Source organism: Syntrophorhabdaceae bacterium (assembly GCA_028713955.1).
Lineage (GTDB): Bacteria > Desulfobacterota > Syntrophorhabdia > Syntrophorhabdales > Syntrophorhabdaceae > UBA5609.
The window spans coordinates 1-6528 of sequence record JAQTNJ010000181.1 but is presented as its reverse complement, the minus strand read 5'-3'; the positions used below and the strand labels follow the sequence as shown (position 1 = coordinate 6528).

The following is a 6528-nucleotide window of genomic DNA, read 5'->3' as shown; positions in this document are numbered from 1 at the left end:
CGTGATCAACAACGCGGACCGTCCCCTCATATACGCGGGAGGAGGGATAACGGCCTCCGGAGCCGCAAAACATCTTGCCGGCCTCGCGAGAAAGAATTCCATCCCTGTTACGCTGACGCTCATGGGGCTCGGAACATTCAGTCCTGACGATCCCCTTTATCTCGGTATGCTCGGCATGCACGGCGCGCCGTGCACGAACTATATCCTCGATGAGATCGATCTTCTGCTTGCCCTGGGGGCGCGCTTTGACGACAGGGCTATCGGCAGGGTAAAAGAATTTTGCCCCAGGGCATCGATAGTCCATATAGATATCGACGCTTCGGAGATCGACAAGATCAAGCAGTCCCATATCTCTCTCGTGGCTGACGTGAAAGCTGCCCTGGAACGCATTGTCCCCCTCGTGAAAAATGATGGCCGAGAAGGGTGGACAAGACGGATCGAGACGATAAGGAACGAACATCCCCTGCCGTCCCCGCAATCCAATGACCCGCTGAACCCGCTGAACCTCATCGGGAACATTGCCGGCATTGCGGGCGCGGATGCGATCATCACTACCGATGTGGGACAGCACCAGATGTGGGTTGCACAGGTCTACCCGTTCCGCAAGGAGAGGACGCTGCTTACCTCCGGGGGCCTGGGGACGATGGGTTTCGGTCTGCCGGCGGCCATAGGCGCAGCGCTTGCGCATCCCGGCAGGCAGGTTATCTGCATCAGCGGAGACGGGTCGATACAGATGAACCTCCAGGAGATGGCGACGCTTGCCGACCTCGACCTGAAGGTCGCCGTAATCATCATGAACAACCAGCACCTTGGCCTCGTGAGACAGCAGCAGGAACTGTTTTTCAACGGGAACTATATCGCGTCGAGGTTCGACTCGAAGCTCGATTTTGCCGCCATCGGCCGTCAGTTCGGCATCCGGGGCATAAACCTCGAAGACGCGATCGACCCTGTCAGGTCTATCGAGCTGATGCTGAAAGGAAAGGGACCATGTATCATTGACGTCCCCATCCACTACGGTGAAAATGTTTTCCCTATGGTCCCTCCGGGCGCAGCGAACAGGGAGATGATCGTAAAACGACAGGCGATGGGTGTTCGTAAATAGTTCAACGTTCAAAGTTCTATGCCTGCCCTCGAATGACTCTATCGGGGGTTCAAAGTTCCTTATTTTATTGTCATCGCGAGGAGTGAAGCGACGTGGCGATCTGCTGTATGGGATTGCCACGCTGCGCTCGTAATGACAACAAAGCTGATTGCTGACGATTTCAGGCTTACCCGGGCGCATCATTTTATCTCAGGTTTGAGATAAGTCTTCATTTCGGGTTTAACGCATAATATGCTCCCGCACAACCCAGGAACAGTCAGAATATTATGAGTACCTTCGCGGCGCCAACTACATTTGCCCCCAGGAAGGCATGGTACAAGGCGTGTAAGGCTACGGGAATCTATAGATTATTCCATGACTGTAGAAGGACGGCAGTACGAAACATGGTACGTGCTGGTGTACCTGAAGTGGTAGCTATGAAAATATCAGGTTGACCTGCCCCCCCCTGCCCCCCCCCAAAAACTGTACACCATAAAATGTTAGTTTTCTGGCAAAATAGAGAAGGAGGATTTTGCCATGAAAACATCCCCATTTTCGATGTTATCATTGTCTCGCAGAACCATAGGGGCAAAGAATTCGTTTGATGAATAAAAAACCCCAAGGCGAACCTATCCATAAATCGTAACCAGAGGGAACAATCGTTCCGTATCATCGAAACCGCACAGTTCAGATCCCGCACTCATCACCGCAGCCGTTCCTGCCGCCGTGCCATAACGCACGGCATCTATTATTGTCCTGTCTGATACGAGACCGACAACGATGCCTGCCACCATGCTGTCCCCTGCACCAACCTTGCTTAGCACCGGCACTTTCGGGGCTTTTAATCGTTGCAGACCGTTCCGTGTTGCTAATAGACTCCCCTTGTCGCCCAACGAAACGACAACAACATCGCACTGCCCGTTTGCAACAATCTCCATGGCAACCCTACTCTGTTCCGTTGTACCTTGCAATTCCTGGCCAGCAATCATACTTAATTCCCTCAAATTTGGCTTTATCATGAAGGGGTGACCTTGAAGAGCAAGGCGCAAGGGTTCCCCCGATGTATCAATGATAACACGTGCACCGAAATCACGGCCGGTTTGGGATAGCCGGGCGTAGAAGTCCTGCGGCACGCCCGGAGGAAGCAGGCCACTCCCTACAATGTAATCCGGTCTTGGTTTTTCCTGCCGCACCGTTTTAATCGTTTCTTCCCATTCCGTATCACGCAAAACGGGACCTTCCATATTGAATCGATACTGGAGCCCGGTAGCTGTTTCGAAGACTGCAAGGCTTTCTCTTGTCCACTCCACTACAGGAATGAGACGGTGTGTTATCTCTTCCTTTTGGAGAAGAGCCTCGAGCAATCGACCTGTATGTCCTCCTGCAGTACAGACCGCTATTGAATCCCTGCCAAGCTTTTTTATTGCACGGGAAACGTTGATCCCTCCACCGCCTGGTTCATAGACGGGGTTTTTGCACCGCATCTTGTGTTCCGCCACCACACGATCGATACTTGTGCTCTTGTCTACGGCCGGATTAATTGTAAGAGTAACGATATGTTTTTTATTCATTATCACCCCGAATGCTTCATTATTCTCAATTTCAACATTTACCACAGTGATGACTCTTGTAACGATCCCTATTACGTCAAGTTACTTTTCTTGTGTGTTCGGATGTATTTATCAACCTCCACCGCCGCTACAACCGTTAAAGCCACAAAGGCGATCTTCCCCCACTCTCCGACCGTGAGGGCATTGGTCCTGAATACCCACTGAAGCGCAGGCACATAGATAACGGCGATCTGGGCAAAAAATGCAGCAATCATGCTATAGAATAGAAAGGGGTTGCTCAGAGGGTTAGTGAGAAAAACAGATCGGGTTTCTGAACGAGAATTCCAGGCCTGGAAGAACTGGAACAGAACCATGGTGGTCATGGCGATTGTCCTGGCATGCTCAAGGGATGCTCCATCGGACAAGGCATTGTGGAAATTGTAAATTACACCCGCAGCGATCAGAATACCCACGATAACGCTTCTTTCGAGCATGAGCCTCGACATGATTCCTTCTTTCGGGTTTCGCGGTTTTCTCTTGATAATACCCTTTTCTCCGGGCTCAAAAGCAAGCGCCACATCCTGGAGTCCGTTGGTTACAAGGTTGATCCAGAGCAACTGCGCCGCTACATACGGTATGGGAATATCGAGGATCATTGATATAAGAATGGACAGTATGGCTGCAAACCCTGTGGGAATCAGAAAGAGTGTCACCTTCCGTATGTTGTCGAAGACAATTCTTCCCTCCTCTACAGCATGAAAGATACTTGCGAAGTTGTCGTCGGTAATAATCATATCCGCAGCTTCACGGGCCACATCTGTTCCTGATTTTCCCATGGCGGCCCCTATATGAGCGGCTTTCAGTGCCGGAGCATCGTTGACTCCATCGCCGGTGACTGCAACGACCTCACCGTGTTTCATATACTGCTGAACGATTCTGAGTTTATGCTGGGGAGAAACCCGGGCATATACCGAGGTTTCCTGAACCCGGTGAAACAACTCATCGTCGGTCATTTCCTCCAGTTCCTTTCCTGTGATAGCCGGTGTCTTACTTGCCGCCAAACCCATCATCTTACCGATCGCTGAGGCGGTAATTGCGTGATCACCGGTAATCATAGCGACTCTGATACCGGCATCTTTACATCCCTGAATAGCTTCTATAGCCTCCGGTCTCGGCGGATCGATCATGCCCTGAAGACCGGCAAAAACAAGATCATTCCCAAGATAGTCATGGGTAAGCCTGGCCGGTGCTTCACTTGCGGCAACTTCCTTAAATGCCATGGCAAGAACTCTTAATCCGTCTTCCGCAAAGCGCTCTGCGGTTTCAATGATCCCTGTCCGGTCAAGAACCTCTCCTGACGAGAGGCGCGAGCACATGTCGAGGACCCTCTCCGGCGCACCCTTGAGAAAAACTATCGCTTTGCCGTTATGCCTGTGGAGCGTCGCCATAAAACCTCGATCCGATTCAAAGGGGATCATTCCAATTTGAGGATACATCCCCTTTTCTTTCTCATGATCAAACCCTGCCTTCGTGGCCGATACAATAAGAGCGCCTTCTGTAGGATCTCCATCGATTCTGATTGAATCGTTTTCTTTGATAATCCGCGATTCGTTACAGAGCAGGCCGATTCTGAGTAATGAATGGAGACCTTCCAGCGATTCCATGTCTGTCGGCTCCCAATCGTGGAGTATCTCGCCTTCAGGGTCATAGCCGCTCCCGGTGACTTCGTATGCGTGATACCCATCGTATACGGCCTTGACGGTCATTTCGTTCTTTGTCAGTGTTCCGGTTTTGTCGGAACAGATGATGGTTGTGCTCCCCAGTGTTTCCACGGCAGGCAGTTTTCGTATGATGGCGTTGCGTTTTACCATGCGGCTTATCCCTATAGCCATCGTTACCGTCACCACAATGGGGAGCCCTTCAGGGACAGTAGCCACTGAGGCAGCCACCGCGGTCGTAAATAACTCCGACAACGTCATACCGAGGAAGAAGCCAAGGACAATAATGGCCGTGGCGCTTCCCAACACGAGTAAACCGATGAACTGTGCGAACTTGACGATCTTTTTCTGCAGGGGTGTCTCTGTAACGGAAAGCTCCTGGACATCACGGGCTATCCCGCCGAGAATAGTCTTCGCCCCAGTTTCGACAACGATGCCCCGGGCGCGACCATTGACAACAGCAGTACCCATAAAGGCCATATTGGTCTGATCCCCGGCAGTCAAGTGTTCTTCCGCGATAGCATGCACTGTTTTTTCCACAGGGACAGACTCCCCGGTGAGGGTGGCCTCCTCGATTCTCAACTCCGTCGCGTCCGTGAGCCTCAGATCGGCAGGGACTTTTGCTCCTGAGGCCAGGACCACAATATCACCGGGGACAAGCTCTTCAGTGGGGATCTCCGTTTCTTTCCCATCCCGTACCACTCTGGCCCTGGCAACAACCATGTTTCTAAGAGCCCTGACGCTTGTCTCTGCCTTGTATTCCTGAAAAAATCCCACAATGGCGTTGAGGATCACGACAGCCACAATGACACCCGTATCTATATACTCCTTGAGCAGGGCAGTGACAATGGCAGCCACAAGAAGTATATATATGAGAGGGCTTGTAAACTGATGGAGGAGGAGCCTAAGCTTGCTCACATCTTCTGTCTCAGGCAGTCTATTGGGTCCGTACTGTTTCTGTCTTCCTTCCACTTCTGTGGGGGTGAGCCCTTCAAGACGGGTATTACATTCTCTCAATACTTCATCCGTTTCAAGCTGATGCCACTTCATATGTATCCTCCCTATTCATGGTACTTTTTGTGGGTGGTTGTTGTCTCATGATCACTTTGTCCGCTTCCTTTCTCCCCCTTGACTGCACCCCAAAAACTGGTCATGCCATAATGTTAGTTTTCCGGGCTTCTCAGGTTTGGAATAATAAATTCGTCCATTATGTCTTTCAGTTCTCGCTGCGTTTCAGAGGGCAAGCCATATTCTATCCTTCACCATGCCCCGAAGTCCCCATATAACGTAAAATAGGGAGAGTTCTTTTGATTCATATTACCCTCTTGTTTAATTTTCCTGCTCAAATGTCTTAAACAGGCTACCTGTTTCTATGTTTTAAATACCTGAATCCCAGAATGGCATCGGCCACGAACACATAGGTAGTCACGGCATTGTCATAGGTATATACTTTGTCGTCCTCCATGACGAGCGCCCCCATCTTCACAGGGAAGATGTCCTCGACGCCGCAGCTTAACTGCAGCCACTCACCTTTTTTCCTTGGCATACCCTGCATCATCTTCGCGACCTCGATATTCGATACCTCCTCATCGGTTGCCCGCCAGCAGTTTTTGCTCCCGTGACCGACAAGGACGATGCTCTGACACTTCGGGTCCCTGATGACCTTTTCCAGGTCCGCGCTCTTTGCCCCGAAGAACCACTTCACCCTCATGTTCTGGTTGTTGAAGTAGTACGTCCAGGGGATGTAGGCGCCGGGAAAGGCACATGGAGATGCCCAGTAGTCGTACTCCCAGAGGGCATAATCTGAGAGGAGCACGGCAGCATACTCGTCGTTCTTAACGGTCATGTCCCGGATGGTAGCGATGGTTGCGACACCGATGTAGATTATTGCAAAGGGGAGGATAATCCTCCGCAGAATGAATGTAATCCTCTTTTTTGTGAAGAAAGGTTCGCCGAATCGCATGGCTTACACCTCTTTTTACATTATCTTTGAGGCCTCTATGGGTTGCAAGGGTTTTCTTCAATGTCGCCGTTCATGTATGGTCCACCCAGGCACAGTGAAGCGAGATGCGTTCTACGTTCAATGTTCTATGTTCAACGTTGCGACAAAACAGACGAGATGGACCAAACAGACGGGATGAATGATCTTCCTGGCTGATCGCTGACGGCTGTAAGCTGA

The 6528-nt window shown here is 51.0% G+C and carries 4 protein-coding genes; 1 reads left to right on the top strand and 3 read right to left on the bottom strand.

The window, feature by feature from the left end:
- On the top strand, window positions 1-1102 hold a 1102-nt coding region (locus PHU49_12980), incomplete at its 5' end, for a thiamine pyrophosphate-dependent enzyme (GenBank protein MDD5244921.1).
- A 608-nt stretch (window positions 1103-1710) separates the two neighbouring features.
- Here PHU49_12980 and PHU49_12975 read toward each other — a convergent pair.
- From PHU49_12975 to PHU49_12965, 3 genes are all read right to left on the bottom strand, one after another.
- Complete coding sequence (locus PHU49_12975; GenBank protein ID MDD5244920.1) at window positions 1711-2652, bottom strand: 1-phosphofructokinase family hexose kinase; 942 nt, start codon at window positions 2650-2652, stop codon at window positions 1711-1713.
- A gap of 71 nt (window positions 2653-2723) precedes the next feature.
- Window positions 2724-5399 (bottom strand): HAD-IC family P-type ATPase, encoded by a 2676-nt coding sequence (locus tag PHU49_12970; protein MDD5244919.1) that lies wholly within the window; start codon window positions 5397-5399, stop codon window positions 2724-2726.
- Between the two features lie 310 nt (window positions 5400-5709).
- Window positions 5710-6312 carry a hypothetical protein gene (locus tag PHU49_12965; protein MDD5244918.1) on the bottom strand — a complete coding sequence of 201 codons (603 nt, stop codon included), beginning with the start codon at window positions 6310-6312 and terminating at the stop codon, window positions 5710-5712.
- Between the last annotated feature and the right edge of the window lie 216 nt (window positions 6313-6528).